We start from the raw sequence: 26723 nt of genomic DNA, 5'->3' as shown, positions 1-26723 counted from the left end.
ACCCCCGAACCACCACCACAGGCCCCGGGGCTCGCTCCACCCCCCCCCCCCCGGGGGGGGGGGGTGGGGGGCCCCCTAAGCGCCCCCCCCCCCGCGCGGGGGCCGTTGGGGGCACCACTCGACCGGCCGCAGCGAACGCGAGTTCGCGCGCGGACGACTACAACGCGGGCAGCGCCTTCAGCATCCGCGAGTTGCCGAGCGTGTTCGGCTTCACCCGGGCCAGGTCGAGGAACTCCGCGACACCTTCGTCGGTCGAGCGCACGAGCTCGCCGTAGACGTCCGGCGGCACGAGCCCCTCGTCGCCGACGTTGAGGTAGCCGTGCTTCTCGAAGAAGTCGACCTCGAACGTCAGGCAGAACAGTCGGCCGATCTCGAGCCGGCGGGCCGCCCCTTCGAGCGACTCGAGGAGGCGGTGGCCGACCCCCTTGCGAATCCATGCGGCGTCGAGGGCGAGCGTGCGCACCTCGGCCAGGTCGTCCCACATGACGTGCAGCGCGCCGCAGCCGATCGGCACCCCGTCGGGCCCGACCGCGATCTGGAACTCCTGGACGTCGCCGTACAGCGTCACGAGGTCCTTGCCGAGCAGGATGCGCTTCTGCACGAACGGCTCGCACAGTCGCTGGATGTGCGGCACGTCGCTGACGACCGCGTTCCGCACCGTGATGCCGTGCCGGTCGGCACCGCCGAGCGCGTCGGCACCCCCGAGCGCGTCGGCACCGACGAGTCCGTCGGCACCGGTGGGCGCGTCTGCCGCGTCTGACATGGGACTCCCTCGAAGACCACGACCCGAGGAGGCGCGGGCCGCCGCCCAGCCTAGCGACGCGTTCGCGACCCGGCCCCGGGTACGCCGAAGGGCGGCCTCCACAGTGGAAGACCGCCCCGGGCGTCGAAGGCGACCCGCGCCTCCTTCGGTGTTGCTGTCGTGCCGGTGTTGCCGTCGTGCTGGTGTCGTGCCTAGCTCTCGATCTCGGGGGCGTCGCCCACGAGGACCTCTTCGCGACCCGGCTGACGCGAGGTGGCGAAGGTGAACTCTCCGTCGACGAAGTCGACCTGGACGTGGTCGCCCGCGTTGAGTTCACCCTGCAGGATGCGTTCGGAGAGACGGTCCTCGACCTCGTGCTGGATGGCACGACGCAGCGGCCGGGCACCGAGCGACGGGTCGAACCCGATCTCGATGAGCCGCTCTTTCGCGGACTGCGAGAGCACGGCCGTCATGTCGCGGTCGAGCAGACGGTCGGACAGGCGCTTGATGAACAGGTCGACGATCTGCAGCAGCTCTTCTTGGTTGAGCTGCGGGAACACGATCGTCTCGTCGACGCGGTTCAGGAACTCGGGCTTGAAGTGCTTCTTGAGCTCTTCGGTGACCTTCGAACGCATGCGCTCGTAGGAGGTCGCCGTGTCGCCCTCGATCTGGAAGCCGACGGGGCCGCCGGTGATGTCCTTCGTGCCGAGGTTGGTCGTCATGATGATGACCGTGTTCTTGAAGTCGACGACACGACCCTGACCGTCGGTGAGACGACCCTCTTCGAGCACCTGCAACAGCGAGTTGAAGATGTCGGGGTGGGCCTTCTCGATCTCGTCGAACAGCACCACGGAGAACGGCTTGCGGCGGACCTTCTCGGTCAGCTGCCCGCCCTCTTCGAAGCCGACGAACCCGGGAGGGGCACCGAACAGACGCGAGACGGTGTGCTTCTCGCCGTACTCGGACATGTCGAGCGAGATCAGCGCGCCCTCGTCGTCGAACAGGAACTCGGCGAGCGCCTTGGCCAGCTCGGTCTTGCCGACGCCCGTGGGCCCGGCGAAGATGAACGACCCGGAGGGACGCTTGGGGTCCTTCAGGCCGGCACGCGTGCGGCGGATGGTCTTCGAGAGGGCCGCGATGGCCTGCTCTTGTCCGATGACGCGCTGGTGCAGGGCCTTCTCCATGAAGACGAGACGCGAGGTCTCTTCTTCGGTGAGCTTGAAGACCGGGATGCCCGTGGCCTGGGCCAGGACTTCGGCGATGATGCCCTCGTCGACGGTTCCGCCGGCTCCGGCCTCGCCCGAACGCCACGTCTTCTCGAGGCGGAGGCGCTCACCGAGCAGCTTCTTCTCTTCGTCGCGCAACGAGGCGGCCTTCTCGAAGTCCTGGTCCTCGATCGCGCCCTCTTTCTGGCCGCGGACGCCGGCGATGCGCTCGTCGAACTCGCGCAGCTCGGGCGGTGCGGACAGGATCGACAGACGCAGGCGGGCGCCGGCCTCGTCGATCAGGTCGATGGCCTTGTCGGGCAGGAACCGGTCGCTGACGTAACGGTCGGCGAGGTTCGCCGCCGCGACGATGGCGCCGTCGGTGATGGACACCTTGTGGAAGGCCTCGTACTTGTCGCGCAGCCCCTTGAGGATGTTGATCGCGTGGGGCAGCGAGGGCTCGTTGACCTGCACGGGCTGGAAGCGGCGCTCGAGGGCGGCGTCCTTCTCGAAGTGCTTGCGGTACTCGTCGAGCGTGGTCGCACCGATCGTCTGCAGCTCGCCACGGGCGAGCAGCGGCTTGAGGATCGACGCGGCGTCGATGGCACCCTCGGCGGCACCCGCACCCACGAGGGTGTGGATCTCGTCGATGAAGACGATGATGTCGCCGCGCGTGCGGATCTCTTTGGTGACCTTCTTCAGGCGCTCCTCGAAGTCACCGCGGTAACGGCTGCCGGCGATGAGCGAGCCGAGGTCGAGCGAGTAGAGCTGCTTGTCCTTCAGCGTCTCGGGGACCTCGCCCTTGACGATCGCCTGGGCCAGGCCCTCGACGACGGCGGTCTTGCCGACGCCGGGCTCACCGATCAGGACGGGGTTGTTCTTGGAGCGACGGGAGAGGATCTGCATGACCCGCTCCATCTCTTTCTCGCGCCCGATGACCGGGTCGAGCTTGTTGTCGCGCGCGGCCTGCGTCAGGTTGCGACCGAACTGGTCGAGCACCTGGCTGCCGCCCTGCGCGCCCTGGGTCTGTTCGCCGCCCACGGCCACCGCCTCTTTCCCCTGGTAGCCGGAGAGGAGCTGGATGACCTGCTGGCGGACCCGGTTGAGGTCGGCGCCGAGCTTCACGAGCACCTGGGCGGCGACTCCTTCACCCTCGCGGATGAGGCCGAGCAGGATGTGCTCGGTGCCGATGTAGTTGTGGCCGAGCTGCAGCGCCTCGCGCAGGCTCAGCTCGAGGACCTTCTTCGCACGAGGCGTGAAGGGGATGTGGCCGGTCGGCTGCTGCTGGCCCTGGCCGATGATGTCTTGCACCTGCTCGCGCACGGCGTCGAGCGAGATGCCCAGCGACTCGAGGGCCTTGGCGGCGACGCCTTCGCCCTCGTGGATCAGACCGAGCAGGATGTGCTCGGTGCCGATGTAGTTGTGGTTCAGCATCTTCGCCTCTTCTTGGGCGAGGACGACGACGCGACGGGCACGGTCGGTGAATCTCTCGAACATCTTCTTTGCTCCCTAGGTGGCGGGGTGGTTGTCGCCACCGAATGTGCATCTGGCGCCCGCAGGGTTCGGCACCGGTTTACAGAGAGAGTAACCAGGCCCCGCGGCTTAATCTGCCCCTGTTCGCTGGGGGCATAGAGCAGTGCGCAGGCGGGCTGACGGGGCGCGCTGACAGGGGTGGCGGCTAGCCTCGCGTCCATGGGCAAGTTCACGGTCGGCCTCGTTCCGCACCCCACGAAGTCGGTGCTCGACAGCGTCGAGATCATCCGCGGCTGGACGACCCGCTCACAGGCGCACCTCGTCGCCATGACCTCCGACGCGGCACGGGTCGGCGACGGCGTCGAGCTGGTCGACGAGCGCACCTTCCGCGAGCGCGTCACCGTCGTGGTGGCCCTCGGCGGCGACGGCACGATGCTCGGCGCCATGCGGCTCGTCGCCGAACGTCCCGTGCCCGTGCTCGGGGTCAACTACGGCAACGTGGGCTTCCTGGTCGAGGTCGAGCCGCACGAACTGCCCGAGGCGCTCGACCGCGTCGGCCAGAAGCAGTTCTCGCTCGAGGCGCACCACGCCCTCGAGGTCACGCACTCGGCATCAGGCTTCGAGAACACCTACCTGGCCTTCAACGACGTCTCGGTGGCCCGCCGTCCGGGCGAGGGCGTCGTCTCGGCCGACCTCGTCCTCGACGAGACGCCCTACGGGTACTACAAGGCCGACGCGATCGTCGCGGCCACCCCTGCCGGGTCGACCGCCTACAACTACGCCGCGGGCGGGCCGATCCTGTCCCCCGCGATCGCGGCCGTCGTGGTCACCCCGGTGGCGCCGATGTCGGGCATCGACCGCTCGGTCGTCCTCGGCCCGCGAGAGAAGTTGCGCTTCGAGATCGGCGACGGCACGCACTCGGCCGCGCTCGAGGTCGACGGTCGCGTGGTCGCCGACGTCAGCGAGGGCTGCGTCATCAGGCTCGTGCTGCGGCGCGACGCCGGCCAGGTCATCCGGCTGGACGCCGACCGACACGGTCGCAAGGGCCGCCTGAAGCTCAGCCTGCTCGACCTGCCGTTGCGAGAAGACCAGCTGCTCGAGCTCGTCCCCACCGACGTCCGGGCCCGCTTCCGCGAGCGAGCCGAACGCGCCGGCGGCCTCGCCGGCGTCGCGCACGACGACGACACCGCCGTCACCGGCATCAGCCCCCTGCACTGACGCGGCCGCCCGGGGGCATCAGCCCCGGGCGCCGACGCACCCGCCTTCAGGAGGCGCGGTGCGCGGTGATCGCGCACCGCGCCTCCTGCGCTCTACCGCCGTCGTGCGGCCGGGGGCAGTCGTCACGAACGCGGGCGGGTTCGGCGCGGCCCCGGCCTAGTAGACCTCGCCCAGCGCCTCGGCGAAGACCTGCTCGGGGTCGCGGACGAACCCGCGCCGGGCGAACCAGGCGCAGACGTTGCGGCAGTCGCGTTCGAGCAGCTCGACGCCGGTCGGGTTGCTCGCGACGTCGACCAGCTGGGGCACGTCGATGGCGACCACGCGCCCGTCGTGCACGAGCAGGTTGTACGGCGAGAGGTCACCATGGGCGAAGCCGGCCCGGGCGAAGCCGATCACGATCTCGTGCACCTGCTCGAACAGCGGCCACAGCATGGCGCCGTCGTCCTTGACCTGGGCGAGGCGTGGGGCGGCCTCGGCCCCGTGCCCGACGAACTCCATCAGGATCTCGGTGCCGCTGATCTGCACCGGGTACGGCACGGCGACGCCGAGGGAGTGCATGCGGCAGAGCGCGTCGAACTCGGCCGCGGCCCAGAGCCCGGCCTGCACGCGGCGGCCGTGCGCCGAGCCGCGTGCCATCGCCCGGCCGTCGCGGGTGTTGCGCACGCGACGGCCCTCGCGGTACTCGGACGAACGGTGGAAGTCGCTCTGCTCAGGCCCGCGGTACCGCTTCGCGGCCAGCAAGGAGGCGCGGGCTCCGTCACCGGCGCCCAGCACGACGTCCGTCGGCACGGCTCGGTCGATCAGGTGGACGTCGGCCTCCTTGCCGGTCTTGACGACGCCGAGCTCGGTGTCGATCGCGGCCGCGGAGGTGACGACCCAGGCGGGCCAGGGCCGGGGCCCGCGTTCGGTGGGGGTGGCGGCCGGCCAGGTGGACCAGCGCTGGTCGGCGTCGGAGTCGGGGTCGACGGTGGAGAAGGTGGGGACGACGAAATCGTCGGAGAAGGACAAGCGGTGCTCCAGGGGAGGCGTGAGACCGGCCCGGCGGGCGCGACGAGCGTCGCGCGGCTGTCGCTACGGGCGGAGGGTCTCGGGGTGAGTGGGGTACGCGTGGCATGCGTTGACGGCAGTCATGCTCATCACCCCTCTCGTGGAGTCTCTCGTGGCCCGGCCACCTCGTGGCCCTGGTCCGCTCACGGTACCGCCCCGCGCCTCCCCTGTCGACGGTCGTTTCTCTCGATCCCCTGCCGGTCGAGTGGGCAGAAGATGCTCTTCGGACGGAAACGAAGCGCATCTTCTGCCCACTCGGCCGAGTCACGACAGCAGGCGACGCACGCGGGCGACGAGTTCGTCGGCCCGTCGCCCGTGGAGATCGTCGTCCGTGCACCGGACGGTGCGCCAACCGGCATCGGCGAACCTCTCGCGGCGCAGGATGTCCTGTCGGAATCGCCCGGGGTCGCGGCGGTGCTCGTCACCCTCGTACTCGACGGCCACCTCGCACCGCGCGTACCGGAGGTCGGGCTTGCCGAGGTAGCGCCCACGGTCGTCGAACGTGCGCACGTTGATCTCGGGTTCCGGGAGCCCGGCCCGGGTCAGGAGCAGGCGGAGCTCGGTCTCCTTCGGCGACTCGACCCCGGGCCGGACGAGTTCGAAGGCCTCTCGGACACGGGCGACGCCACGCCGACCCCGGGCATCGTGGAGCGCACGCTCGAATTGCGCGACCGGTCGTTCCCGAGCAGCCACGTGGGGGGACCAGCAGCCGGCCAACGCATCTCCGGCCCGGACGAGGTCGGTGAGCGACAGCAGCGACCCGCACTCCACCCACGCCGTGACCGGCTCGTCGACCGGCAGACCGTCGACCCGCGACATCGGGGGCCGGTCGGACGGACCGAGTCCTGCACGACGGTCCGTCGGGTCGGCCCGGGAGGCGGCCGCCCCTGCCCGATGCGTGGCGACACCAGGCCGTCGCGGGCCACGCCCCTCGATCGAGGTGACGTGGAGTGGTTCTCTGCCGTCGCGGACCCACCACGGCACGGGAAGACCCCACAGGCCCAGAGCCGTCACCCGGGAGAAACGCCAGTCGTCGAGCATGACGGGCAGCACGTCGCGGGCCCTGACCGCGAGGTCGCGCGGGACGTCGTCGGGATCGGGGTGCCCGTCGACGACGTACCGCACACCGCGGTGCGGTGCCGCGAGATCCGGCCCTCGGAGTCGCCCGATGCCGAGACCGGCACGGTGGGCCTCGTCGACGGCGAAGGGGCGATCGGCGAGCGGGAGGGGGACGACGATGCGCGGCACTCGTCGAGAGTGCCCGCCGGAACGCGACCCGCACCTCCTGATGTCGTCGCTTCGGGATCCGTGCGAGCGCGTCGCCTCTGGGGACCAGACGCCGCACGGCCCGAACGGGCAGAAGATGCTGCTCCCGACCCCGCGAAGGGCAAGATCTGCCCACTCGGCGGAAGTGGCCTCCGGCTGACGAGACCGATCGGCGGCGAGTGGGCAGAAGATGCTGCTCGGGGAACCCCGAAGAGCATGTTCTGCCCACTCGCGGCTCCGAGGAGGCGCGGTGCGGCACTCACGAGACACCACTCGACCCCCCGGGCACGACGAAGGGCCGCCGCCCGGGGTGACCCGGGCGACGGCCCTGACGTGGTGCGGCCTGCGACCTACTGCAGGTAGAGCTGGAGGTCCTGGCTCACGGCCTTAGCGAACATGCGGAGGCGGGCACGGCTCTCGACGCGCGAGACGGCCTGGCGCGACGAGTGGACGCGCTTGGAGATCTCGTCGAGGGTCATCGGCTGGTCGTCGTCGAGGCCGAAGCGCATGCGGATGACGCGCGCCTCGTCTTCGGGCAGCGTCGCCACGAGGGCGTGCATGTCGCGGTTGAGCAGCGAGCTCTCGGTGGCCTGCGTGGGCGACGGGGTCTCTTCGTCCTCGATGAAGTCGCCCAGTTCGCTGTCTTCGGCATCGCCGACGACGGTGTGGATCGACACCGGCTCGTGCGAACGGGACTTCAGCTCGATGAGGTCGGCGACGTCCATGGCGACCTCTTCGGCCACCTCGTCGACGGTGGGCGCACGGCCCAGGTCGACGGTCAGGTCACGCTCGGCCCGCGAGATGCGGTTGATGCGCTCGACCGTGTGCACCGGGATGCGGATGGCGCGGGCCTTGTCGGCGAGGCCGCGGGCGATGGCCTGACGGATCCACCACGTGGCGTAGGTCGAGAACTTGTAGCCCTGCGTGTAGTCGAACTTCTCGACGGCACGGACGAGGCCGAGGTTGCCCTCCTGGATGACGTCCATGAAGGGCAGGCCGCGCTGCGTGTAGCGCTTGGCGATGCTGACGACGAGGCGGAGGTTCGCGGTGATCATGCGGTCCTTCGCACGCTCGCCGTCGTGCTGCAGCCAGCGAAGGTCGCGGAGCATCTCGGCGTGGGCCTTGGTGCGGTTCTTCTTGACCGCGTCGGCCGCCTGCAGCTCTTTGAGCTTCTCGCCGGCGAACAGGCCGACCTCGATGCGGCGGGCGATCTCGGTCTCTTCCGCTGCGTCGAGCAGCGGCATGCGGCCGATGTGGCGGAGGTAGTCGCCGACCTGGTCGGTGGAGGCCCCTCGGACCTGCGACAGGACCTCGACCTCGGTGTCGTCGGTGGCTGTGGTGGTGTTGCGCGTGGTGACGGAAGTGGTCGTCATCGTTCTCTCCCTGCTCGAGTACTGACCTGGTGTCGCGTCGATTAGTTCGTGAAGCTCGTCGGCGTACTTCGAGTCTGGCGTGCGGGGGCGTGCGGAAAAAAGCTGGTGCAGGCCCTGACGGGACTACTCCGAGCGCACGTCCAGAGTTTCGACGCCGACGGGGTACGAAGGCGAACGACGTTTGACAGCAGCCCGGAACGGGTATAGGCGGTCGCTATCACGCCGGGGGTACACATTCCCAGGTCGCTCACCGGAAACTCGGCGGCCGATCTGTCGGGGTACGAGGAAAGGCACCGCGAGCCCAGGAGGCGCGGTGCCGTGACCTGAGGACGCCCGCGTCACCCGCGCACCCGACACCGGCGCGCCCGTCACCGGCGCACCCCTCGGCGACCCACCCGGTGGCGGGAGAGGCCGGACTAGACCGTGCGGCGGCCCGAGCGGTCGGACAGATCCGACCGGTCGGACAGGCCCGAGGTACCGGTCGCGCCGGCGCGGCCGGACAGCTCACGCGACTCGGCGCGCTCCTCCGCCTCGGCCCGGGCGCGCTCTTCGGCCTCGACCTTGGCGTAGGCGGCCCGCTCGGTGCGGTCGGAGCGCAGCAGTGCCCGGACGATGAACCAGAAGATGAGGCCCACGAGGATGGTGGGCGTCACGGAGAAGACGATGGCTCCGGCAAGGGACTCAGGCACCCGACCAGGGTACGTCGCCCTCCCGGGGAAAACCACGTGCACCTCTCGACGCCGAGACGACGGAGGCGCGGTGCCCGACCGGCACCGCGCCTCCTGCACCCGACGCGCGAGCGTCCGCACCCCCGCGCGAACGCGAACGCGAGCGCGAGCGCGGGGCGGGCCCTACTTGACCAGCGGGAAGAGGATCGTCTCGCGGATGCCGAGGCCCGTGATCGCCATCAGGAGGCGGTCAATGCCCATGCCCATGCCGCCGCTCGGCGGCATGCCGTGCTCGAGCGCGGTGAGGAAGTCGTCGTCGAGGCGCATGGCCTCGGCGTCGCCGCGGGCCGAGAGGGCGGCCTGCTCGACGAAGCGCTCGCGCTGGATCACGGGGTCGACCAGCTCGGAGTACGCGGTGGCGAGCTCGAAGCCGCGGACGTAGAGGTCCCACTTCTCGACGACGCCGGGCTTCGAGCGGTGCTGGCGGACGAGCGGGCTCGTGTCGACCGGGAAGTCGACCACGAAGGTCGGGCGGTCGAGCGACGGCTTGACGAAGTGCTCCCAGAGCTCTTCGACGAGCTTGCCGTGGGTCTCGTGCGGCACGACCAGGTCGACGGTGGCGGCGAGCGCCTGCAGGTCGGCGACGGTGGTCGACGGGGTGATCTCGACTCCGGCGGCCTCGCTGAGCGACTCGTACATCGGCACGCGGGCCCACTCGCCGCCGAGGTCGTACTCGGTGCCGTCGGCGAGGGTGACGAGGTGCGAGCCGGAGACGGCCATGGCGGCGTTCTGCACGAGCTCTTGGGTCAGGCGGGCCATCTGGTCGTAGTCGCCGTAGGCCTGGTACGCCTCGACCATCGCGAACTCGGGCGAGTGCGTCGAGTCGGCGCCCTCGTTGCGGAAGTTGCGGTTGATCTCGAAGACGCGGTCGATGCCGCCGACGACGGCCCTCTTGAGGAACAGCTCGGGCGCGATGCGCAGGTACAGCTCGGTGTCGAAGGCGTTGCTGTGCGTCTGGAACGGTCGGGCCGCGGCGCCGCCGTGCATGGTCTGCAGCATGGGCGTCTCGACCTCGAGGTACTCGTACGAGTCGAAGGTGCGGCGCAGCGACGAGACCGCGGCGGCCCGGGCGCGGACGGTGGCGCGGGCCTGGTCGCGCACGATCAGGTCGAGGTAGCGCTGACGCACGCGCGTCTCCTCGCTGAGCTCGGAGTGCAGGTTCGGCAGCGGCAGGATCGCCTTGGCCGCGATCGACCACTCGCCGACCATGATCGACAGCTCGCCGCGACGGGACGAGATGACCTCGCCCTTCACGAAGACGTGGTCGCCCAGGTCGACGAGCTCTTTCCAGTCGGCGAGGCGCTGCTCGCCGACCTCGGCGAGCGAGACCATGGCCTGGATGCGGCTGCCGTCGCCCGCCTGGAGCGCGGCGAAGCAGAGCTTGCCCGTGTTGCGGGCGTGCACGACGCGACCGGCCAGCCCGACGACGTCACCCGAGCGGCTGTCGGTCTCGAGCTCGGCGTACCGGGCGCGGACCGCACCGATCGTGTCGGTGATCGGCACGCCGACCGGGTACGCCTCGACGCCGGCCTCGAGCAGGCGGGCGCGCTTGTCGAGCCGCACCTGCTTCTGCTCCGACGCCTCGCGCGCGGCGGTGGCCGCCTCGTCGTCGGGAGTGGTGGTCGGGTCGGGCGCGGCGGTCATGTGTCAGGTGCTCCTGGGGTGGTGGAGGGGGCGGGAGGCGCGGGCCTGGTCAGGCGCGCGGGTCACCGAACGCGGTGGGGCCGTCGTCGAACGAGGCCATGTCGATGGTACCGGGGCCGGCCGCGCCCCCGGCCTCGCCGAGGGCGGCGTCCATGGCCGACCGCATCAGCGGCGCGAGCAGCCGTCCCGGCTCGGGCAGGCCCAGCTCGGTCAGCAGTCCGACCGACTGCGCGACGATCGCGGCCGAGAACTCCGTGGCCGTCGCGATGGCCTCGGCGTAACGCGGCCGGTCGGCCTCGGCCACGATGACGGGCTCGGCCCCCATCTCGACGACGAGCGCCTGGCCGATCGGCTGGACGGGGGTAGGCGCGGTGACGGCGCACCAGGCGTCGCGCAGTCGGACGAGGTCGATGGTCGTGCCCGTGAAGGCGAGGGCCGGGTGGATCGCCAGCGGGATCGCCCCCGACGAGAGGGCGGGCCGGAGCACCTCGAGCCCGTGCCGGGGCGAGGTGTGCACGACGAGCTGGCCGGGCTGCCAGGTGCCCGTCGCGGCCAGGCCTTGGACGAGGTCGGCCAGCTGGTCGTCGGGGACGGCGAGCAGGACGAGTTCGCTGCGCTCGACGATCTCGGGCACGGTCAACAGGGGCACGCCCGGCAGGATCGCCTCGGCCCGGTCGCGGCTGCGCTCGGACACGGCCGAGATGCCGACGATCGCGTGACCGGCGGCGGCGAGCGCGGCACCGAGCACGGGTCCGACCCGGCCGGCGCCGACGATGCCGACGCCGAGACGGCCGCTGCGCCGGTCGGAGCCGCGCGCGGTCGGCCGGGGGTCGCGCGGTGCGTCGCGTGGGCCACCGAGGGAGGGGCCGCCGGTCGACGGGTCGGTCACGGGGTCTCCTCGCTCCAGCGGTGGGTGCGGTCGGCGTGGGCGGCGGCGACGGCCTCGCGACCGGCGGTCGTGAAGAAGCCGAGGGCGTCGTCCTGGTCGAGTGCGCCGATCTCGGCGACGATCGGCCCCTGGACGGTGTGCAGGTGCACGGTCGCGAGCCGCAGCCGGCGGCGCAACGGACCCTGCACCAGGCCGACGCTCTGCACCCGGGGCAGCGGCACGATGACGAGCTGGCGCCAGATCGCGCCCTTGCGCAGCAACAGCGCACCCGGCGCCGAGCGGAACCCGTTGCGCCGCCACGAGAACCAGCGCAGCACGGCGGCCCGGCGCGGAGACACGGTGAAACCGCCGTCCGTGCCGCTCGACCTCAGCCCGCCCTCGACGAGCGTCAGGGTGTGCTCGGTCGTCGCCTCGACGGCGTCGCGGACGGCAGGAGGCGCGGCCACGCCGGTCGCGGACGTCTCGTCGTCGATCGCCTCACCCCCGAGGGCAGGAGGCGCGGCCTCGCCGGTCGAGGAGCCGTCGGCCACCGGGACCGCCGCGGAGGCGACCGCCTCGGGGGCGTCGGCCGGTGCGGGCGACCCGGCCCGCGCCTCCTCGGCGGCGACGCCGACCGCGGCCACGCCGACCAGCTCGGGCAGGACGAGTTCGAGGACGCGGCGGACGTCGTCCTCGTCGCCGACCGGCAGGATCGTCGTGTTCTCCTGCCCGGCGGCACCCTTCGTGCTCGAACGCGAGGCGCGGTTGATCTTGACGTCCCACCAGCCGAACGGGCGCCAGAGCAGCGGTTGACTGACCTTGATCGAGTGGATGCGGCCGGGCGGCAGCGTCTCGTTCGAGGTCGAGAAGAGGCCGTAGCCGATGCGGACCCCGTCGCGCGTGCCGGCGATCGTGTAGCGCAGCGACTTCGTGATGCGGTTGACGTAGAACCCGCCCGAGCCGAGCACGGCCGGCAGCAGCACGAAGAGCAGGAACCACTCGCCCGTCGTGACCACGCTGATCACGATCGCCACGACGGCCGCCAAGAGGAACAGCGTGTAACCGCTCAGGACGGTCGAACCGATGAGGCGACCGGGCGAGAGGGCCACGACCGACCGGGGCGGTGCCTCGTCGGGGTCGAGCTCGGGTGCGAGGAACTCGTGGGCGCGCTGCTCGACCAGACCGCCGAAGCCCTGCCGGTGCGGGGCGGGGGCGCCGGTCCGACCGGGGGTCGAGGTCCCGGCGACGGCGGCCGGGTCGGTCGCATCGCCCGTGCCCGCGCCTCGCGCATCGACCGGTGCACCGGGCGCGCTCGGGGCCGGGGCGTGCGTCTGCTGCGCCCCGCCCGCGCGCCGCAGGATCTCGCGGCGCAGGTCGTCCGCGGACGCCGACCGCAGGTAGGCGAGGGTGACGTTGGCGTCCTGCCCGGCCTGGGTGACCTCGAGCTTGGCGGCGCCGAAGACGCGGGCCAGCAGGGGACGCTGGATGTTGATGCCCTGGATGCGGTCGAGCCGCGCCCGCCGGTTCGTGCGGAACACGATGCCGCTGCGGACCTCGACGACGTCCTCGCCCACCCGGAAGGTGTGCATGCGCCACGACAACCAGAACCCGCCCACGAACAGGGCGATCACGACGACCACGGCGAGCAGCAACAGGCCCAGCCAGCCCTTGTCGACGACGTACCCGAACGGATCGCCCTCGTCACCTCGCCGGCCGCCGGGCACGAACAGTTCGACCACGTACTCGCGCGCGTTGTTGAACAGGATGACGAGCACCGCGGCCAGGGCGATGCCGCCCTTGAGCAGCGGGGTGGCCGGGTGCAGGCGGTGCCACTTGCCGTCGGTGAGCGCGGCGACGTCCGGAGGCGCGGGTCGGCCCCCGCCGCCGTCCGCCCCGGTGCGGGGGTCGCTCACAGGCCGGCCCGACGCGATTCGGCCAGCTCGACGAGGCGGTCGCGCAACCGCTCGGCCTCGTCGGCGGGGACGCCCGGGATCGTCACGGCCGACGCCGCGGCCGCGGTGACGAACTTCAGGTCGCTGAGGCCGAGTGCCCGGACGACCGGGCCCCGGTTGATGTCGATGAGCTGCATGCGCCCGTAGGGCACGGCCACGACGCGCAGGTACAGGATGCCCTTGCGCAGCAGCAGGTCGTCCTCGCGAAGCTGGTAGCCGATCGCCCGGACGCGACGGGGGGTCAGGGCGGCGACCACGACGGTGACGACCACCACGACGGCGGTGATCGCGTAGGTCCACCACTGGCCGATCAGCCAGAGCGGGACGGTGGCCCCGGCCACGATCAGGCCGGTGACGAGGTAGCCGATCAGCTCGGGCCAGACGTACTTGGGCGAGACGCGGTTCCACTCGGCGTCGGGGATGTCGAGTCGGTCCATGTCGGCGTCTCTTCCGGTCGGCAGCGGTCGGTCGGCGGTGGTGGTGGGACCGCAGGCGGTCAGACCGCCTGTGTGCCCGAGCCCTGGCTGTGCTCGTCGTCGGCGGGCGGGACGGTGCACATGCGCTCGGCGACGATGCCGGCCACCAGCAGCCCCGCACCGCCGACGACGGCGACGATCGCGGGCACGAGCGAGCCTACAGCGACCCCCACGCCACGGGACAGGACGAACAGCAGGACTCCCCCGGCGAAGCCGCCGAACAGGGCACCGGCCAGGCTGCTCGCCTTGGCCAGCAGCAGCACGCGGGTCGCGTAGTAGGGGTCGACGCGTTCCTTGCTCGACCCGGTCGCGACCCGGTGCACGGGCACGGCCATCGAGACGACGACGCCGCCGATGCCGAGCAGCACGAGGCCGAGCGCGAAGGGCAGCACGATCGAGGGCTGACGCATGGCGACCAACACCGAGTCGAGGACGAAGCCGGCGGCCACGGCCACGATGATCAGGCCGACCAGGGTGGAGGGGCGGGTGTGCTTCACGGGGCTCCTGGGCTGGGGTCGGTGGTCGGGTCGTGCGCGGACCCGTGGTCGGACGCGGGGTCGAGCAGCGGAGGCTCGGACGCGGGGTCGAGCAGCGGGGGCTCGGACGCGGGGTCGAACAGCGAGGTCGCTCCCGGCACGGGACGGGTGCGCTCGGTGAGCCGGGACGCCAGGTCGGCGACCCGCCCGGCTCCGGCGAGCCGCGCCTCCGGGTCCAGCTCGAGCCAGGGCTCGAGCACGAACGCGCGCTCGGCGGCGCGGGGGTGCGGCACCTGCATGCGCTCGGTGTCGATGCGCTCGTCGTCGAGGGCGACGACGTCGAGGTCGAGGGTCCGGTCGCCCCAGCGCACCTCGCGGGTGCGCCCGTGCGTGGCCTCGATCGCCTGCAGCGCGTCGAGCAGGGCGTCGTCGTCGAGCGTGACGTCGGCGAGCAGCACGGCGTTGAGGTAGGTCGGCTTGCCCGGATCGAGGCCGCCGAGCGTGACGGCGGTCGACGACACGGGCGCGGAGGCCGCGACGACCGTGATGCCGGGGGTCGCGTCGACGGCCCGGACGGCCTCGCGCAGCAGGGTGTCACGGTCGCCGAGGTTCGAGCCGAGGGCGATCACCGCACGCCGGACGCGCGGCGCGGCCGTGCTCGGCGCGCCCGTGCCCGGCGCACCCGCGCTCGAGCCACCCGTCCTCGGGCCGAACGTGCTCGGGCCGCTCACGCGCGCTCCCGGCTGATGGTGATCGACACGTCGCCAAAGGGCACGGTGATCGGGGCGCCCGGCTTGTGCACGGTCACCTCGGTGGATACCGCCGCACGGTGCGCGAGCACGACGCCGGCGAGGCGCTCGGCGAGGGTCTCGATCAGGTCGACCGGGTCGCGCTCGACGGCGGCCACGAGTTCTTCGGCCAGGACGCCGTAGTGCACGGTCTCGCCGAGGTCGTCCCCGGACGCCGCCGGGGAGGTGTCGAGGTGCACGACGACGTCGACGACGAACTCCTGCCCGTCGCGGCGCTCGTGGTCGAAGACGCCGTGGTGGCCGGTCGCCCGGACCCCGCTGAGGCGCAGCACGTCGAGGCCGGTCGCGCGGAGAACGGGCACGGGCCCGCCGACCGTCTCGTGCTCGGGGACCGACTCGGTCTCGTGCTTGGTGACCGACTCGGTCTCGTGCTCGGGGACCGGCTCGGGCTCGCGGGCGGGCAGGCCGCCGGGCCCGCTCTCGACGCCGGTCACGCGTGCCTCGCCGGTCGGCGGGGAGCCACCGCGGCCTCGGTCCAGGCCTGCAGCACGTCGAGGGCGACGCGGGTTCCGGCGACGTCGTGGACGCGCACGCCCCAGACGTCGGCCTGGGCCGCCAGCACGCTGATCACGGCGGTCGCGGGGTCGCGGTCGGTGGGCGGCGCCCCCGCGGGCAGGAGGTCGGCCAGGAACCGCTTGCGCGACGCGGCGACGAGCACGGGCAGGCCGAGCCGGCCGACCACGTCGAGGTGGGCGAGCAGCTGCCAGTTCTGGGTGGCGTCCTTGGAGAACCCCAGCCCGGGGTCGAGCACGATCGCGGACGGGTCGACGCCGCGGGCCACGAGGTCGTCGACCCGCGCGGCGAGCTCGTCGGCGACGGTGCCGACGACGTCACCGTCGTAGTCGCGTGACGCGGCGGCGGGTGCCTGGCCCGAGCCGTCGAGTCGACCTCGCCAGTGCATGACCACGAAGGTGCGGCCGCTCTCGGCGGCGACCCGGGCCATGTCGACGTCGGCGAGGCCCCCCGACACGTCGTTGACGATCTCGGCACCGGCCTCGAGCGCGGCGGCGGCGGTCGACGCGTTCATCGTGTCGATGCTGACGCGCACCCCCTCGGCCGCGAGTTCTCGCACGACCGGCAGCACCCGGCGCAGCTCGTCCGCGGGCTCGACCCGAGAGGCACCGGGCCGGGTCGATTCGCCGCCCACGTCGACGATGTCGGCCCCCTGCGCGACGAGGGCGCGGGCATGGGCCAGGGCGGCGTCCAGGTCGAGGTGACGACCGCCGTCGCTGAACGAGTCGGGCGTCACGTTGAGCACGCCCATCACCTGCGGGCCGGGCCGGCGAGCACCGGATCGGTCGCGCGACCGGCGGAGAACCGGTGCAGGAGGCGCGGGGTGCGACCCCGGGCCGGTCGCGACCCGGTCACGCACCGCGGGTGCCGCGTGCGAGCCGGCGCGCTGCCGATCGGGTCGTGGCCGGGCCTCGAGCACGGCGTCGGCGTCGTCGAACGACCGCTCGTGCAGCGGCCCCTCGAACCGACCGCCGGCCACCAGCCGACGTCCGGAGCGGACCGCGGGGACCGGCGCCTCGGCGGGGAGGCTCGTCGCGGACGTGGTCGCCGGCGTGTGCGTGACGGGCGGCAGCTGGGCCGGGGGACGGACGGCCGCGGTCTCGTTCTGCGCCAGGACGAGACGTCCTTGCGTGATCGGGCCCACGGCGAGCTCGTCGGCGGCTGCCCGGGCGGAGGCCGGGGGCGCGTCCACGACGACGTCGGCCGGGTAGCGCTCCCGACCGCGAGGTCGCTTCGACGGCACGGCGCCGCCCTCGTGAGCCGCAGCGGGCGGACGTCCGTCGTCACCGGACGTGGCGGGGGTGCCGCGGGACGGGTCGGTCACGAAGCGGTACCTCCGTTCGGTGCTCGGGACGAGCCCTCAGGCTATCGACCGGCTGCGCCTGGGCGCAGCCGGTCGGGCCGATCGTGCGTCAGGCCGTGGCGATGCCGGGCGTCGTGCGGGGTGGGCGCGTGCGGGCCGGCTTGGTCGTCGGCTCGGAGTCGACGCCCCCGTCGACGGCTTCGGCGTCGACGGGCGACTTCGTCGGCATCGGGATCGCCGGGCGGTCGGACACCGGACGCTTGTCGCTCGAGAGCCACTGCGGGCGCTCGGGCAGCTTGCGGACGTCCTTGAAGATCTCCGCGAGCTCGTCGTGGTCGAGGGTCTCTTTCTCGAGCAACTCGCGGGCGAGGAAGTCGAGCACGTCGCGGTTGTCGTTGATGACCTCCCACGCCTCGTCGTGCGCCTGCTCGAGCAGCACGCGGACCTCGGCGTCGACCGTCTCGGCGATGTTCTCCGAGTAGTCGCGCGAGCTTCCGTCGCGGCCCATCATCATCTCGCCGGAGGCCTGGCCGAGCTTGACCGAGCCCACCTTGTTGCTCATGCCGTACTCGGTGACCATCTTGCGGGCGGTCGCCGTGGCCTTCTCGATGTCGTTCGAGGCGCCGGTGGTCGGGTCGTGGAAGACGAGCTCTTCGGCGACACGGCCGCCCATGGCGTACGTGAGCTGGTCGAGCAGCTCGTTGCGGGTGACCGAGTACTTGTCCTCGAGGGGCAGGACCATCGTGTAGCCCAGGGCCCGACCGCGGGGCAGGATCGTGATCTTGGTCACGGGGTCGGTGTGGCGCATGGCCGCGGCGGCCAGGGCGTGGCCACCCTCGTGGTACGCGGTGATGAGCTTCTCGTGGTCGTTCATGATGCGGCTGCGGCGCTGCGGGCCGGCCATGACGCGGTCGACCGCCTCGTCGAGGGCACGGTTGTCGATCAGCTGCGCGTTGGAACGGGCGGTGAGCAGGGCGGCCTCGTTGAGGACGTTGGCCAGGTCGGCACCCGTGAACCCGGGGGTCTTACGGGCCAGCACCTCGAGGTTGACCGAGGCGGCGAGGGGCTTGCCCTTGCCGTGGACCTCGAGGATCTGCCGGCGGCCGTCGAGACCCGGAGCGTCGACGCCGATCTGGCGGTCGAAGCGGCCGGGGCGCAGCAGGGCCGGGTCGAGCACGTCGGGGCGGTTGGTCGCCGCGATCAGGATGACGTTGGTCTTGACGTCGAAGCCGTCCATCTCGACCAGCAGCTGGTTGAGGGTCTGCTCGCGCTCGTCGTTGCCGCCGCCGATGCCGGCTCCGCGGTGACGACCGACGGCGTCGATCTCGTCGACGAAGATGATCGCCGGGCTGTTCTGCTTGGCCTGCTCGAAGAGGTCGCGGACGCGGCTGGCGCCGACGCCGACGAACATCTCGACGAAGTCAGACCCCGAGATCGAGAAGAAGGGGACGCCGGCCTCGCCGGCGACGGCGCGGGCGAGCAGGGTCTTGCCGGTGCCGGGAGGGCCGTAGAGCAGCACGCCCTTCGGGATGCGGGCGCCGACGGCCTGGAACTTGGCGGGCTCTTTCAAGAACTCTTTGATCTCTTCGAGCTCTTCGATGGCCTCGTCGGCTCCGGCGACGTCGGTGAACATGACCTGCGGGGTCTCTTTCGAGGCGAGCTTGGCCTTGGACTTGCCGAACTGCATGACCTTGCTGCCGCCGCCCTGCATGGACGAGAGCAAGAACCAGAAGATGACGCCGATGATCAGGAACGGCAGCAGGATGCTGAGCAGCGACATGAACCAGCTGGTCTGCGTGACGGTGTCGTCGAAGTTCTCGAGGTTCGCGTCGGTGACGGCGTCGACGACCTCGGAACCGCGCGGCGTCGCGTAGTAGAACTGCTCGGCCTTGTCGCCGTCCTTCAGGACGAGGTCGACGCGCTGCTCGTTGCTGAAGATCGTCGCCGACTTGACCTTGTCGGCCTGGATCGCCTCGAGGCCCTTCTGGGTCGAGATCTGCGTCGTGCCCGCCCCGCTGATGAGGCTCCACCCGATGCCGATGCCGATGACCGCGATCACGATGTAGATGATCGGACCGCGGAAGAGTTTCTTGAAGTCCATGTCAGTACGGGCGACGCCCGACACCTTTCTGCAGGAAGAACGTGAGCAAAAGGGTACATCGGGGCTGCTATGCCCTGGATGGGTGTTCGCCGAGGGCTTGATCGGCCCCGCCCGGGAGCGGACCGCTAGCTGTAGACGTGCGGGGCGAGCACCCCGACACCGCGGAGGTTGCGGTACTTCTCGTCGTAGTCGAGGCCGTAGCCGATGACGAAGTCGTTCGGGATCTCGAAGCCGACGTACTTGACGTCGACGGCGACCTTGGCGGCGGCCGGCTTGCGGAAGAGCGCGAAGATCTCGACCGACGCCGCGCCGCGCTTCTGCAGGTTCTCGAGCAGCCACGACAGCGTGAGGCCCGAGTCGATGATGTCCTCGACGATGATGACGTCGCGGCCGTGCAGGTCGCTGTCGAGGTCCTTGAGGATGCGCACGACGCCCGACGACTTGGTGCCGGAGCCGTACGACGAGACGGCCATCCAGTCCATCGCCGAGGCCAGCTTGAGCTCGCGCGAGAAGTCGGCCATGACCATGACCGCGCCCTTGAGGACGCCCACCAGAAGCGGCTCGCGACCGGCGTAGTCGGCCTCGACCTGCCGGGCGACCTCGGCGATCTTGGCGTGGATCTGCTCTTCGGTGTAGAGCACGCTGGTCAGGTCGGCCTCGATGTCGCTGAGTTCCATGGTGGTGTCGTGCTCCTGGGGTCGTGGGGTGCCGAGGGGGATCTCAGGAGGCGCCGGTCGCCGAGAAGTGCAGCGCGCCTCCGGTGCGTTCCACTGTAATGCCCGGCAGCGACACCGCCCCCTGCCCGTGCCAGTCGGTCACCAGCCGGGCGACCTCGAGGGTCTGGACGCGGCTCAGCGAGACGCCGAACTCGCTCTGCACCGCGAGCCGGATCAGTCGCTGACGCAGGGCCGCCGGGTTCGCGGCGAGCCCCCGGACGTCGAGCGAGATGCCCGCCTCGGCGTGGTCGGCCAGCTCCTCGGCCAGTTCGTCGGCGAAGTGGTCGAGGGCGGACGAGTCCTCGCGCAGCGCGTCCGCCGTCCGCGCGAGCGCCTCGGTGATGCCCGGGCCCAGCTCGCGCTCGAGCATCGGCAGGACGGTCCGCCGCAGTCGCACCCGCGTGAAGGTCGGGTCGTCGTTGTGCGGATCGGCCCAGGCCTCGAGGCCGGCGTCGGTGCAGGCCGCCGCCGTGGTCGAGCGACCGACGACCAACAGGGGGCGGGCGTACAGGCCCGAGCGCGCCTCCATGCCGCTCAGGCTCGTCGCACCGCTGCCCCGGGTGAGGCCGAGCAGCACCGTCTCGGCCTGGTCGTCGCGGGTGTGGCCGAGCAGCACGGTGCGGGCACCCTGCTCGGAGGCGACGGACGACAGCGCGTCGTAGCGGGCCGTGCGGGCCGCCGCCTCGGGACCGCCCTCGGTGCCCACCGAGATCCGGACGACGACGACGGGGTCGAGCCCGAGGCCGCGAGCCTGCTCGGCCGCGCGGGCCGCGACGGTGCGAGAGTCGCCCTGCAGGTCGTGGTCGACGACGACCGCCCCGGCGCGCAGCCCCGCACGCGGCGCCTCGAAGGCGAGCCCCGCGGCGAGCGCGAGGGAGTCCGGCCCGCCGCTGAGGGCCACGAGCACGAGGTCGCCCTCGTCGTGACCGGACAAGGAGGCGCGCACGGCTCGTCGGACGTCGGCCGTCGCGGGGGTCAGGCGGGGTCTGTCGGGCATCTTGTAACGTTAGCGACACCGCCGACCCGTCGGGTCGGACCCCCCAACGACGCATCGCAAGGAGCACACCCATGGCCGCGTACGACGCCGTGATCGAGATCCCCAAAGGCAGCCGCAACAAGTACGAGGTCGACCACGAGACCGGTCGCGTCTACCTCGACCGCGTCCTGTTCACCGGGTTCGTCTACCCGACCGACTACGGCTTCTTCGAGAACACGCTCGGCCTCGACGGCGACCCCGTCGACGTGCTCGTGCTGCTCGACTACCCGCTCTTCCCGGGCGTCGGGGTCAAGGTGCGCCCGGTCGGCGTCTTCAACATGACCGACGACGGCGGCAGCGACGCCAAGGTCATCGCCGTCCCCGCGAAGGACCCGCGCTGGGAGCACATCCAGGACGTCACCGACGTGCCCGAGTACCTCCGCAAGGAGATCGAGCACTTCTTCGAGCACTACAAAGACCTCGAGCCCGGCAAGTGGGTCAAGACCGAGGGCTGGGGCGACGCCGCCGAGGCCGAGGCCATCGTCGAGGCCGGCATCACGAAGCTGGCCGACGAGGGGCACTGACCTCTCCGCACCCCGGTACGACGAAGGGCCCGACACCACGTGGTGTCGGGCCCTTCGTCGTACCGGGGTGCGGGGACGGCGCCTAGAGGCGGATGCCGCGGTCCGCCATGAACGGCTGGGGGTTCTGCGCGACGCCGCCGACGCGGGTCTCGAAGTGCAGGTGGCAGCCGGTCGAGTTGCCGGTCGAGCCGACGTGCCCGATCTGCTGGCCGGTGCCGACCGCCTGCCCGACGCTGACCATGATGCCGCCGTTCGGCTGGTGGCCGTACCCGGTCGTGACGCCGTTGCCGTGGTCGATCAGCACGAAGTTGCCGTAGCCGCCGTACCAGCCGGCGTAGCTGACGACGCCCGCGGTGGCGGCGTAGATGGGCGTGTTGCAGCCTGCGGCGAGGTCGGTGCCGGCGTGCAAGATGTACGCGTGCGTCACGGGGTTGACGCGCATGCCGAAGCCGCTCGAGATGTTGCCGCCGGCGGGGCGCGTCCAGCCCTGGGGCGAGACGATCCCGAGGGCCGTGCCGTTGGTCGCCGCCGCCGCGGCGGCAGCGGCGGCCCGTGACTCCTCGACGCCTTTCTGGTACTCGGCCTCGGTGTGGTCGACGTTGGTCTTCAGGGTCTCGAGCTGGGCCTGGAGCCGCGCCTGGTTCTCCTGCTGTGCGGCGAGGGCGTCGCTCGCGGCCTGGGCGGCGTCGTTCGCGTCGGCGAGGGCCTGCTGTGCCTCGTCGGCCAGCACGGCGAGGGCGGCCTCGGCGACGGCGGCCTGGTCGCTGAGCCCCTGTGCGGTGTTGCGGTCCTGCGTGGCCTGCGCGTAGATGCCGTCGGCCTGCTCGGTGAGCTTGCTCATCGCACCGAGCTTGTAGAGCAGCTGCCCGGCCTCACCCGGGTCGGCGATCAGGGTGCCGCTGACGCCGTTCGTGCCACCGGAGCGACCGAGCTGCGCGGCGAGTTGACCCGCCCGCTCTTCGCTGGCCGCGGCCACCTGGTCGGCGGAGTCGGCCTGCGACTGCAGCTGGGCGGTCTTGTACTGGGCGTCGTCGTAGGCGGACTGGGCCTTCTGCAGCTCGTCACCGCGCTTCTCGGCCTCGGTGTTCGCGGCGTCGAGATCGGCCTGCATCTGGGTGAGGATGCCCTCGAGGTTGGTGATCTCGGCCTGCTTCGCGGTCTCGTCGCCGCGGGCCTTCTGGACGTCCTCCCACGACGGGTAGGACGCGGCCGTGGCCGACGACGCGGGCAGTCCGACGACGCCGGCGGTGAGCAGCAGGGACGCGGCCGCCACGGTCACGACGATGCGGGCCAGGCGCGACGACGGAGCGAGCGGGCCCGAGGTGAGGCTCACGAGGCGCGGGCGCCCGGTGCGGCGGGTGGAGGTCATCGAGTGGTTCCGATTCGTCGTGACGGCATCGAGCCCGGCCGGTCGCGCCGGGGTCGCCGTGCAGGACACGGTATCGCCGACGCCCGGTCCCGTACAGCGCCGCGGACGCGACGCCGCCGGGCGGTCGACCGACGGTCGACCCCGAACTCTCAAGAACGACTTGAAACTAGCCGTCGAGTCGGTGAACGCGGGGCAGCCGAGGCGGAGTGGCGAGCGTGTCGCCCGACCACGACAGGGGACGAGGAGGCGCGCGCATCACCCGCCGTCGCCCTCGTTTTGCTTTTCCCCGCGATCATCCGTATGCTCTGTGATCGGTTGCTATGACGTCCTCGGACACGGCCCCATCGTTTAGTGGCCTAGGACACCGCCCTTTCACGGCGGCAGCACGGGTTCGAATCCCGTTGGGGTCACCAGCACCACTGCAAGACAGCACCGAGGCATCACCTGCACCAATCACAACAGAACATCGAGTACGCTGTGTCACAGCAGCAAGTTTGGCCCTGTAGCGCAGTTGGTTAGCGCGCCGCCCTGTCACGGCGGAGGTCGCCGGTTCAAGTCCGGTCAGGGTCGCCAAGGCGAGTTCATCGCCTGGGGGCTTCGGGCCCTCACGGCTGGGTAGCTCAGTTGGTAGAGCGTTCGACTGAAAATCGAAAGGTCCACGGATCGATGCCGTGTCCAGCCACAGAAGGCCCCGCTCAGGCGGGGCCTGACTCGTTTAACGGCATGGCCGGTGGTGGGCACCGCGGCATGGCCGGTGATGGGCACCGCGGCATCGCCACTGGTGGGATCGTCTCGTGAGCATCGGCCACGACCCCGCGGTCGTCTCCCTCCGCAGCCGGTGGCTCGACCCGCTCGTCGCCGGACTCGCGGCCCTGCTGCTCGGGGCCGCGTTCAGCTGGGTGCCCTCGTACTGGAGCGACGAGGCGACGACGCTGCAGGTGGCGCGCCTCCCCCTCGGCGAGTTGCTGGCCTTCGTGCACCAGCGCGACGCGGTGCACACGGTCTACTACCTCTTCATGCACTTCTGGGTCGGCGCCTTCGGCGAGGCCGAGGTGGCCACGAGGTTCCCGTCGGCCGTCTTCGTCGGGGCCGGGGCGGCCGGGGTGCTCGTCCTGACGCGGATGCTGACGACCCGTCGCACCGCGCTGCTGGCTGCCGCGGTCTTCGCGGTGCTGCCCCGCTTCACGCTCGAGGCCGCCGAGGCCCGGCCCTACGCCCTGTCGGTCGCCCTGGCCGTCTGGGTGACCGTGCTGCTGCTCGTGGCCTCCCGGCGTCACCGCCGACGCTGGTGGATCGGGTACGGCGCGGTCCTCGCCGGGTCGATCGCGACCTTCGTCCCCCTCGGCCTGATCATCGTGGTGCACGGCGTGTTCCTGCTGCTGGCGCCGGCACAGCGCCGGCGTCGCGGAGCCCGCCACCGCCTCCTCGGCTGGTCCGTCTCGACCGGGGCGGCGTTGTTCGTGACCTCGCCGGTCATCGGGACGGTCCTCGCCGAGCGCTCGCGCCTCCTGGGGGTGGCCGATCCGTCGACGGGAGCCGACGTCACCTGGTGGACGGTCCTGGTCGAACCATGGTTCGTCACGGGCCTGGCCTTCGCCGTGGTCTCGGCGGTCCTGCTCATCCTGCTCGGCACCCGTCTCCGCGACCGCTCGCGGACGCCCGGCAGCGTGGTCTTGCTCGGCGCGCTCTGGGTCGCGCTGCCCGCCGGACTGCTGCTCGCACTGGGACTAGTGCTGTCGCCCGTGTACACGTCGAGGCTGGTGACCTTCTCGGCACCCGGCATGTGCCTGCTGCTGGCCGTGGCCGTCACCGGCTTCCGACGGCGCTGGATCAGCATCGCCCTCGTCGCCCTGCTGGTGGCGGCCTCGGTGCCGACGTACGTGCTGCAGCGACTGCCCACCGGCAAGGGCGGCGGCAGCGACCTCTCGCAGCTCTCGAGCTACATCGAGAGCCAGGCGCGCCCGGGCGACGCGTTCCTGCTCGACGCGACCGGCACCGTGTCGACGCGACCCCGCCAGGCGATGTACGCCTACCCGGATCGGTTCGCCGAGCTCGACGACGTGGCCTACGTCCGCTCGGGCCTGCCGTCGGGCTCGTACTCGGACGTCACCCTGCGTCTCGACGACGAGGACGACGCCGTCGAACTGGCCGAACGGCTGTCGTCGGTCGACCGCCTCTGGATCGCACGGCTCTCCGTCGACGTCCTCAGCGAGGCCGACCTGCGGCAGCTCCGCGACCAGGGGTACGAGATCCGACAGGAGCACCGCACCGGTCGGAGCGTCGTCTACCTCTTCGCGCGACCGCCGGCCTGACGGCCAGGCCTGGTGGTCAGGCTCGACGGTCAGGCCTGGTGGTCAGGCTCGACCCTCAGCGACGCAGCTCGAGGGTGCAGCATTTGACGCCGCCGCCGCCGAGCAGCAGCTCGGAGAGGTCGACGCCGATCGGGTTGTAGCCGCGCTCGCGCAGCTGACGTTCGAAGCCGGTCGCCCGGGCGGCGATCACGACGTTGTGGCCGTCGGAGTACGAGTTCAGGCCGAGGATGGCGGCGTCCTCCTCGCTGACGAGGATCGCGTCAGGGAAGCGCTGCCGCAGGATCGCGAGCGACGCGTCGTCGAACGCGCTCTCGAGGTACGCGATGGTGTGGCGGCCGTCCACCGGCTCGGGGTCGAGCACGGCGATGGCGGTGTCGAGGTGGTAGAAGCTCGGGTTCACCAGGGTGAGGCTGACGACCTCGCGCCCGAAGACGCGACCGATCTCGTCGTGCGAGCTCGAGTCGCTGCGGAAGCCCGTGCCGGCCAGGATGACGTCGCCGACCAGCAGGAAGTCCCCTTCGCCCTCGTTGGTCTCGGAGGGCTCGGCGACCTCGAAGCCCGCCGAGGCGAACCACCGCATGTAGGCCGGGCCCTCGGCCTGGCGCTCGGGGTAGGTGAAGCGCGCGCCGTAGGCGACGCCGTCGAGGACGAAGCCGCCGTTGGCCGCGTAGACCATGTCCGGCAGACCCGGTTCGGGGTCGATAAGCTCGACGTCGAACCCCAGGCCGACGTAGGTGTCGTAGAGGGTCTGCCACTGGGCCAGCGCCAGCGAGGTGTCGGTCGGCGTGGTGGGGTCCATCCACGGGTTGATCTTGTAGCTGACGGTGAAGTGCTCGGGCCGACACATCAAGATGGTGCGGTGGCTGGCCACGCGGGTCGAGTCCCCCACGGCGGTCGCATCGGGCAGGTCGGTGGGTTCGATCGTCAGGCTCACCGGATCAGTGTCACATCGTGGGCGCGCACGAGGCCGAGCTCTCACGCACTTTTCTTGCGTATTTGTCAGCTCTGGTGCAGCATTCGCGCGTAAGATGCCGTGGTGGACAATCTCGACTACGGCATCATCGACCTCCTGCGCCAGAACGCCCGCGCAGGGTACGGCGACATCGGCGCCTCGGTCGGCCTCAGCGCCTCGGCGGTGAAACGCCGCGTCGACCGCCTCGTCGCCGACGGGGTCATCAAGGGGTTCACCGTCCAGGTCGACCCCGCCGTCGACGGGCTCGGCACCGAGGCCTACGTCGAGCTGTTCTGCCGTGGCACCGTCTCGCCCCAAGAACTGCAGCGCATCCTCGGAACGGTGCCCGAGGTCGTCGACGCCGGCACGGTGACCGGCAGCGCCGACGCCATCGTCCACATGCGCAGCCGCGACATCCCGTCGCTCGAGGAGGCCCTCGAACGCGTACGCAACGCCCCGAACGTCGACCACACCCGCAGCGCGATCGTGCTCTCGAAGCTCATCAGCCGCCGCTCGGCCTGAGGCACGGCCCTGCGGTCGGAGGCTCAGGTCGGTCCGTCGGCTCGCAGGTCGGTCGGTGCCGCGGGCCGGTGTCGCAGGCCGGCCGGACCCGCAGCTCG

At 71.5% G+C, this 26723-nt stretch carries 23 protein-coding genes and 3 tRNA genes; 7 read left to right on the top strand and 19 right to left on the bottom strand.

The window, feature by feature from the left end:
- Window positions 1-157: 157 nt before the first annotated feature.
- Together EDF21_RS09505 and EDF21_RS09500 are read right to left on the bottom strand one after the other, a co-directional pair.
- The gene (locus tag EDF21_RS09505; protein ID WP_123571159.1) at window positions 158-763 is read right to left on the bottom strand and encodes an amino-acid N-acetyltransferase; all 606 of its coding nucleotides are present in this window, start codon (window positions 761-763) and stop codon (window positions 158-160) included.
- 191 nt (window positions 764-954) lie between these two features.
- Window positions 955-3444, bottom strand: a complete 2490-nt coding sequence (locus EDF21_RS09500; RefSeq protein ID WP_043594568.1) for an ATP-dependent Clp protease ATP-binding subunit — start codon at window positions 3442-3444, stop codon at window positions 955-957.
- A gap of 195 nt (window positions 3445-3639) precedes the next feature.
- Between EDF21_RS09500 and EDF21_RS09495 the strand changes: the two genes are divergently transcribed.
- Window positions 3640-4638 carry an NAD(+)/NADH kinase gene (locus EDF21_RS09495; protein ID WP_082460093.1) on the top strand — a complete coding sequence of 333 codons (999 nt, stop codon included), beginning with the start codon at window positions 3640-3642 and terminating at the stop codon, window positions 4636-4638.
- A 156-nt stretch (window positions 4639-4794) separates the two neighbouring features.
- Here the strand turns inward: EDF21_RS09495 and EDF21_RS09490 are convergent, their stop codons facing one another.
- The 15 genes from EDF21_RS09490 to tilS form a co-directional block, all read right to left on the bottom strand.
- A complete protein-coding gene (locus EDF21_RS09490; protein ID WP_123571158.1) occupies window positions 4795-5646 on the bottom strand; it encodes a serine protein kinase RIO in 852 nt (283 codons plus the stop codon).
- 303 nt (window positions 5647-5949) lie between these two features.
- On the bottom strand, window positions 5950-6933 hold the full coding sequence (locus EDF21_RS09485; RefSeq protein WP_123571157.1) for a hypothetical protein: 984 nt from the start codon (window positions 6931-6933) through the stop codon (window positions 5950-5952).
- Between the two features lie 368 nt (window positions 6934-7301).
- On the bottom strand, window positions 7302-8324 hold the full coding sequence (locus EDF21_RS09480; protein ID WP_056044073.1) for a sigma-70 family RNA polymerase sigma factor: 1023 nt from the start codon (window positions 8322-8324) through the stop codon (window positions 7302-7304).
- A gap of 416 nt (window positions 8325-8740) precedes the next feature.
- The gene (locus tag EDF21_RS09475) at window positions 8741-9013 is read right to left on the bottom strand and encodes a hypothetical protein (protein ID WP_082460094.1); all 273 of its coding nucleotides are present in this window, start codon (window positions 9011-9013) and stop codon (window positions 8741-8743) included.
- A 162-nt stretch (window positions 9014-9175) separates the two neighbouring features.
- Complete coding sequence (lysS, locus tag EDF21_RS09470) at window positions 9176-10696, bottom strand: lysine--tRNA ligase (protein ID WP_056044078.1); 1521 nt, start codon at window positions 10694-10696, stop codon at window positions 9176-9178.
- A gap of 49 nt (window positions 10697-10745) precedes the next feature.
- A complete protein-coding gene (locus tag EDF21_RS09465; protein WP_123571156.1) occupies window positions 10746-11585 on the bottom strand; it encodes a Rossmann-like and DUF2520 domain-containing protein in 840 nt (279 codons plus the stop codon).
- Window positions 11582-13477, bottom strand: a complete 1896-nt coding sequence (locus tag EDF21_RS09460; RefSeq protein WP_123571155.1) for a PH domain-containing protein — start codon at window positions 13475-13477, stop codon at window positions 11582-11584. The genes EDF21_RS09465 and EDF21_RS09460 overlap by 4 nt, the downstream gene beginning before the upstream one ends.
- Window positions 13474-13953 carry a PH domain-containing protein gene (locus tag EDF21_RS09455; protein ID WP_056044081.1) on the bottom strand — a complete coding sequence of 160 codons (480 nt, stop codon included), beginning with the start codon at window positions 13951-13953 and terminating at the stop codon, window positions 13474-13476. The genes EDF21_RS09460 and EDF21_RS09455 overlap by 4 nt, the downstream gene beginning before the upstream one ends.
- A 59-nt stretch (window positions 13954-14012) precedes the next feature.
- Window positions 14013-14489 carry a DUF3180 domain-containing protein gene (locus EDF21_RS09450; protein ID WP_158612899.1) on the bottom strand — a complete coding sequence of 159 codons (477 nt, stop codon included), beginning with the start codon at window positions 14487-14489 and terminating at the stop codon, window positions 14013-14015.
- Window positions 14486-15199 carry a 2-amino-4-hydroxy-6-hydroxymethyldihydropteridine diphosphokinase gene (folK, locus tag EDF21_RS09445; protein WP_199736310.1) on the bottom strand — a complete coding sequence of 238 codons (714 nt, stop codon included), beginning with the start codon at window positions 15197-15199 and terminating at the stop codon, window positions 14486-14488. Before folK ends, EDF21_RS09450 begins: the two co-directional genes overlap by 4 nt.
- Window positions 15196-15711: a dihydroneopterin aldolase gene (gene folB, locus EDF21_RS09440; protein ID WP_233568438.1), complete on the bottom strand. Its 516-nt coding sequence runs from the start codon at window positions 15709-15711 to the stop codon at window positions 15196-15198. Before folB ends, folK begins: the two co-directional genes overlap by 4 nt.
- Window positions 15708-16541, bottom strand: a complete 834-nt coding sequence (gene folP, locus EDF21_RS09435; protein ID WP_123571200.1) for a dihydropteroate synthase — start codon at window positions 16539-16541, stop codon at window positions 15708-15710. Before folP ends, folB begins: the two co-directional genes overlap by 4 nt.
- A gap of 661 nt (window positions 16542-17202) precedes the next feature.
- Complete coding sequence (ftsH, locus tag EDF21_RS09430; RefSeq protein ID WP_056044084.1) at window positions 17203-19194, bottom strand: ATP-dependent zinc metalloprotease FtsH; 1992 nt, start codon at window positions 19192-19194, stop codon at window positions 17203-17205.
- 125 nt (window positions 19195-19319) lie between these two features.
- Window positions 19320-19871, bottom strand: a complete 552-nt coding sequence (gene hpt, locus EDF21_RS09425) for a hypoxanthine phosphoribosyltransferase (RefSeq protein WP_056044086.1) — start codon at window positions 19869-19871, stop codon at window positions 19320-19322.
- Between the two features lie 43 nt (window positions 19872-19914).
- Window positions 19915-20907 (bottom strand): tRNA lysidine(34) synthetase TilS, encoded by a 993-nt coding sequence (gene tilS, locus EDF21_RS09420; protein ID WP_123571153.1) that lies wholly within the window; start codon window positions 20905-20907, stop codon window positions 19915-19917.
- A gap of 71 nt (window positions 20908-20978) precedes the next feature.
- Here tilS and ppa point away from each other — a divergent pair, with 71 nt between their 5' ends.
- A complete protein-coding gene (gene ppa / locus EDF21_RS09415; RefSeq protein WP_043593233.1) occupies window positions 20979-21470 on the top strand; it encodes an inorganic diphosphatase in 492 nt (163 codons plus the stop codon).
- 82 nt (window positions 21471-21552) lie between these two features.
- Here the strand turns inward: ppa and EDF21_RS09410 are convergent, their stop codons facing one another.
- Window positions 21553-22839: a M23 family metallopeptidase gene (locus EDF21_RS09410; RefSeq protein WP_123571152.1), complete on the bottom strand. Its 1287-nt coding sequence runs from the start codon at window positions 22837-22839 to the stop codon at window positions 21553-21555.
- A 337-nt stretch (window positions 22840-23176) separates the two neighbouring features.
- Here EDF21_RS09410 and EDF21_RS09405 point away from each other — a divergent pair.
- From EDF21_RS09405 to EDF21_RS09390, 4 genes are all read left to right on the top strand, one after another.
- Window positions 23177-23252 (top strand) — tRNA-Glu (locus EDF21_RS09405).
- An 83-nt stretch (window positions 23253-23335) separates the two neighbouring features.
- Window positions 23336-23412 (top strand) — tRNA-Asp (locus EDF21_RS09400).
- A 36-nt stretch (window positions 23413-23448) separates the two neighbouring features.
- A tRNA-Phe gene (locus tag EDF21_RS09395) sits at window positions 23449-23521 on the top strand.
- Window positions 23522-23633: 112 nt separating this feature from the next.
- Window positions 23634-25151, top strand: a complete 1518-nt coding sequence (locus EDF21_RS09390) for a glycosyltransferase family 39 protein (RefSeq protein WP_123571151.1) — start codon at window positions 23634-23636, stop codon at window positions 25149-25151.
- A 55-nt stretch (window positions 25152-25206) separates the two neighbouring features.
- Here EDF21_RS09390 and ddaH read toward each other — a convergent pair whose 3' ends face one another.
- The gene (gene ddaH / locus EDF21_RS09385; RefSeq protein ID WP_347342526.1) at window positions 25207-26085 is read right to left on the bottom strand and encodes a dimethylargininase; all 879 of its coding nucleotides are present in this window, start codon (window positions 26083-26085) and stop codon (window positions 25207-25209) included.
- A 102-nt stretch (window positions 26086-26187) separates the two neighbouring features.
- Between ddaH and EDF21_RS09380 the strand changes: the two genes are divergently transcribed.
- Window positions 26188-26625, top strand: coding sequence for an Lrp/AsnC family transcriptional regulator (locus EDF21_RS09380; RefSeq protein WP_043593232.1), 438 nt, complete (start codon window positions 26188-26190; stop codon window positions 26623-26625).
- Window positions 26626-26723 lie beyond the last annotated feature (98 nt).

Source organism: Frigoribacterium sp. PhB118 (assembly GCF_003751725.1).
GTDB lineage: Bacteria > Actinomycetota > Actinomycetes > Actinomycetales > Microbacteriaceae > Frigoribacterium.
This window is presented reverse-complemented; position numbering and strand designations above follow the sequence as displayed.

Coding starts and splice junctions, on each gene's coding strand:
- EDF21_RS09505 (WP_123571159.1), bottom strand. CDS start 763: ATGTCAGACGCGGCAGACGCGCCCACCGGTGCCGACGGACTCGTCGGT.
- EDF21_RS09455 (WP_056044081.1), bottom strand. CDS start 13,953: ATGGACCGACTCGACATCCCCGACGCCGAGTGGAACCGCGTCTCGCCC.
- EDF21_RS09500 (WP_043594568.1), bottom strand. CDS start 3,444: ATGTTCGAGAGATTCACCGACCGTGCCCGTCGCGTCGTCGTCCTCGCC.
- tilS (WP_123571153.1), bottom strand. CDS start 20,907: ATGCCCGACAGACCCCGCCTGACCCCCGCGACGGCCGACGTCCGACGA.
- ppa (WP_043593233.1), top strand. CDS start 20,979: ATGGCCGCGTACGACGCCGTGATCGAGATCCCCAAAGGCAGCCGCAAC.
- EDF21_RS09410 (WP_123571152.1), bottom strand. CDS start 22,839: ATGACCTCCACCCGCCGCACCGGGCGCCCGCGCCTCGTGAGCCTCACC.
- EDF21_RS09480 (WP_056044073.1), bottom strand. CDS start 8,324: ATGACGACCACTTCCGTCACCACGCGCAACACCACCACAGCCACCGAC.
- hpt (WP_056044086.1), bottom strand. CDS start 19,871: ATGGAACTCAGCGACATCGAGGCCGACCTGACCAGCGTGCTCTACACC.
- lysS (WP_056044078.1), bottom strand. CDS start 10,696: ATGACCGCCGCGCCCGACCCGACCACCACTCCCGACGACGAGGCGGCC.
- ftsH (WP_056044084.1), bottom strand. CDS start 19,194: ATGGACTTCAAGAAACTCTTCCGCGGTCCGATCATCTACATCGTGATC.
- folP (WP_123571200.1), bottom strand. CDS start 16,541: ATGGGCGTGCTCAACGTGACGCCCGACTCGTTCAGCGACGGCGGTCGT.
- EDF21_RS09495 (WP_082460093.1), top strand. CDS start 3,640: ATGGGCAAGTTCACGGTCGGCCTCGTTCCGCACCCCACGAAGTCGGTG.